Below are 3,143 nucleotides of genomic sequence, written 5' to 3' on the forward strand. Positions count from 1 at the left end.
TGCCTGCTGTGGCGAATTCTCCTGCTACGCTTGGTTTCCATACCTGCTCTCCTGTGTCACAATCTGAAGAGGAGTATGCAGAAAAATTATCCGGGAAAATACAACGCCGCTGGCTTACCGCTTACGGCTGTCCATCCGGGAGATAACCCGTGGCCGCCAGCACCTGCTGAAGCGTTGCAGCGCTCACGCCCTGCTCCGAATGGCTTCTGGGGGAAACGGCAACGTCGTCTGATTTGAGGCGGGCATTACGGGAAGCATGTGCCGTTGGATTTTGGCAATCAACGGTGCCAACGGAATCATCAGCGCGGGCTTGGCCGGCACCCTCGACGCCTCCTTCGTACAAGGTCGCCTCGATCGATGTGATGAACACAATGGCACCATCAAGCGAAGCCGGGCCGCTGGCGGCTAGCAATCGAAAGAGCGAATCGACGCCCGCGCTCAGGGTGGCAATGTGAACGCCAAACGAATTCACCAGTTCGTGTGTGACGGCCAACCCCAACAGGTCGGCAAAGGTGAACCGCGCGACCTTGCCTGTCTTGGAAGACAGATAGGGAATGGCCTTTCGCCAATGGCGCACAGTCTCAACCGACACGCCTGTGAGCGTGCGAGTTTGGTCCTGCGTGAATTGAATGGCGGTGATTTCAGACATTCTGGTTGCTGACAACGCAAAATATATTAGCATTCTGCACATAATAACAGGTGCTGGCAACATGCAGTGTTCGCTATGCTGTTCAGAAGGCGGCCATAAGTGCCCTTACTCTACCCGTGGCAATTCTTGTACTTCAATCCCGATACACGCAAGGAGGGCACTCGTTGCGCCCGTCTGCCCCGCGCAAGCCGTAGGACTTGCAAAGTGTCAGAAGTAGCCTCATAATTCTATCAGTCAGGAGATATCGCCATGCAGACCCTCGCCAAACAAGTTCTGGAGCACGCCGCCGGATTGCCGGAGGGCACCCCTTTGGTCGCCAAAGAACTGTTGCACCTGGGCAGTCGCGCAGCCGTAGACCAAGTGTTGTCCCGCCTGGTGCAGCGCGGCGCCCTGCTGCGCGCTGGCCGCGGCATCTATGTCCTGCCCGTCGAGAGTCGCTTTGGCACCCGTGCGCCTTCGGCCGTCAAGATGGTCGAGGGCTTGGCGAACCAGCGTGGGGAAACCATCGTGTCGCACGGCGCCGCCGCCGCCAACGCGCTGGGCCTGACCACGCAGGTGCCGATGCGTGCGGTCTATCTCACGTCCGGCCCCAGTCGCCGCTTGAAATTGGGCGCGCAGATGGTCGAGTTCCGGCACGCGCCGATCTGGCAACTCATCTTTCCTGGGCGGGCCGCCGGCGAAGTAGTGCGGGCACTGGCTTGGCTGGGCCCGGAAAAAGCCGGGGAAGCGATCCGGAAGCTGCGCGCCAAGCTGCCGCCGTCGGAGCTGAAAGAAGTTGTGTCGGCGCGGTCGCGCCTGCCAACGTGGATGGCCCAAGAGGTCAGCGCCCTGGTGACCCATGGCTGAGTTCTTCCAACTCTCCACCACCGAACGCCTGGACGCGCTCGACGCGGCAGCCAACACATCGGGCCTCCTGCCCCATCTGCTGGAAAAAGACATCTGGGTGGTCTGGTCGCTGCGGCACCTCTTTGCCGGCCCCTACGCTGACCACCTGGTATTCAAGGGCGGCACTTCCTTGTCAAAGGCCTACGGCGTCATCCGGCGCTTCTCCGAAGACGTGGACCTGACCTATGACATCCGCGCCATCGCCGGCGATCTGGTGGGCGATGCGGATGCCCCGCTGCCGGCCAGCAAGAGCCAGGAGAAGAAGTGGAGCAAGGAGATTCGTGCGCGCCTGTCGGACTGGGTCAGCGCCGAGATCGTGCCACGTCTCAAGCACGACCTTGAGCAATATAGCCTACCGGCAACCGTGCGGGCCGAGGGCGACAAAGTGTTCATCGACTACGCACCGCTGGCCACCGGCACCGGTTATGTCGCGCCCGCCGTCATGTTGGAGTTCGGTGCCCGCTCGACCGGCGAGCCCAGCGGACCACGTGCTATCCGCTGCGACGCGGCCACGTATCTGCAAGGGGTGGAGTTTCCGACCGCCACACCGCAGGTCATGCGCGCCGAGCGCACCTTCTGGGAGAAAGCCACGGCGATTCACGTCTTCTGCACGCAAGGCGAGTTCCGGGGTGGTGACCGCTTCGCGCGTCACTGGCACGACGTGACAAGACTGGATGCCGCCGGCTTCGCCGACGCAGCCATCGCGGACAAAGCCCTCGCCCGCGCAGTTGCCGAACACAAGAGCGTGTTCTTTGCAGAAAAGAATACGCATGGCGAGGTCATCGACTATCACGTTGCCATCGCAGGCGGACTCCAGCTTGTGCCTGATGACGGCGCATTGGCCAAATTGGCTGCCGACTATCAGCACATGGTCGATGACGGTTTGTTTCTCGATGATGCCGAACCTTTCGACGCTCTGCTGGAGCGATGCCGAGCAATTCAGCAGAAAGCCAATGCAAAGCAACCACCACAATGAAATTCAATTGACATGAGATGAGAATCTCTGCGGGGCACACTGCCTGGACGGAGAGGATCAAAGGAGGCCGTATGGCTGGAATAATCGACTGGTCCCAGAATTACGGTCGCCTAATAGGGGGCAAGTGAATGCACATTCAGCACATCGAGGTCAGCAATTTTCGGAAACTCAAGGACGTCCGCATCGACTTCTCAGAGACGAACACCGTTTTCGTTGGAGCTAACAACAGCGGGAAAACATCGGCCATGGTGGCGCTGCGCCGGTTTCTCGTCGACCGGTCTGACTTCTCCATCAACGATTTCACCCTAACGCACTGGGCGAAGATTGATGCCGCCGCAGCACAGTGTGAGGCGGTAGCAAGTGGCGATCCCGTGGACTTGCTTGATTGGAACAACTTCCTTCCCTTTCTGGATGTGTGGCTCAACGTACCGACGCACGAACTGCACTACGTTCAAAAACTACTGCCGACACTCGACTGGAACGGAACAAGCATCGGTGTTCGTCTTCGCGTAAGCGGTAAGCCAGCGGCGTTGTATTTTCCCGGATAATTTTTCTGCATACTCCTCTTCAGATTGTGACACAGGAGAGCAGGTATGGAAACCAAGCGTAGCAGGAGAATTCGCCACAGCAGGC

Annotated in this window: 4 protein-coding genes; 3 read left to right on the forward strand and 1 reads right to left on the reverse strand. The window is 59.4% G+C overall.

What is annotated here, in order from left to right; translation table 11 throughout:
* Nucleotides 1-121: 121 nt before the first annotated feature.
* A complete protein-coding gene (locus IV91_RS15940) occupies nt 122-649 on the reverse strand; it encodes a hypothetical protein (protein WP_233418451.1) in 528 nt (175 codons plus the stop codon).
* A gap of 249 nt (nt 650-898) precedes the next feature.
* On the opposite strand from IV91_RS15940, the gene IV91_RS0111255 reads away from it, so the two are divergent.
* The 3 genes from IV91_RS0111255 (at nt 899) to IV91_RS0111270 (ending at nt 3,058) form a co-directional block, all read left to right on the forward strand.
* Nucleotides 899-1,495 carry a DUF6088 family protein gene (locus IV91_RS0111255; RefSeq protein ID WP_031598434.1) on the forward strand — a complete coding sequence of 199 codons (597 nt, stop codon included), beginning with the start codon at nt 899-901 and terminating at the stop codon, nt 1,493-1,495.
* Nucleotides 1,488-2,510, forward strand: a complete 1,023-nt coding sequence (locus IV91_RS0111260; protein WP_031598435.1) for a nucleotidyl transferase AbiEii/AbiGii toxin family protein — start codon at nt 1,488-1,490, stop codon at nt 2,508-2,510. The genes IV91_RS0111255 and IV91_RS0111260 overlap by 8 nt, the downstream gene beginning before the upstream one ends.
* A 128-nt stretch (nt 2,511-2,638) precedes the next feature.
* Nucleotides 2,639-3,058, forward strand: a complete 420-nt coding sequence (locus IV91_RS0111270; protein ID WP_031598436.1) for an AAA family ATPase — start codon at nt 2,639-2,641, stop codon at nt 3,056-3,058.
* Nucleotides 3,059-3,143: the final 85 nt, after the last annotated feature.

The sequence above is a fragment of the Ferrovum myxofaciens genome (genome assembly GCF_000735045.1).
Lineage (GTDB): Bacteria > Pseudomonadota > Gammaproteobacteria > Burkholderiales > Ferrovaceae > Ferrovum > Ferrovum myxofaciens.

Coding starts and splice junctions, on each gene's coding strand:
- IV91_RS15940 (WP_233418451.1), bottom strand. CDS start 649: ATGTCTGAAATCACCGCCATTCAATTCACGCAGGACCAAACTCGCACG.
- IV91_RS0111255 (WP_031598434.1), top strand. CDS start 899: ATGCAGACCCTCGCCAAACAAGTTCTGGAGCACGCCGCCGGATTGCCG.
- IV91_RS0111260 (WP_031598435.1), top strand. CDS start 1,488: ATGGCTGAGTTCTTCCAACTCTCCACCACCGAACGCCTGGACGCGCTC.
- IV91_RS0111270 (WP_031598436.1), top strand. CDS start 2,639: ATGCACATTCAGCACATCGAGGTCAGCAATTTTCGGAAACTCAAGGAC.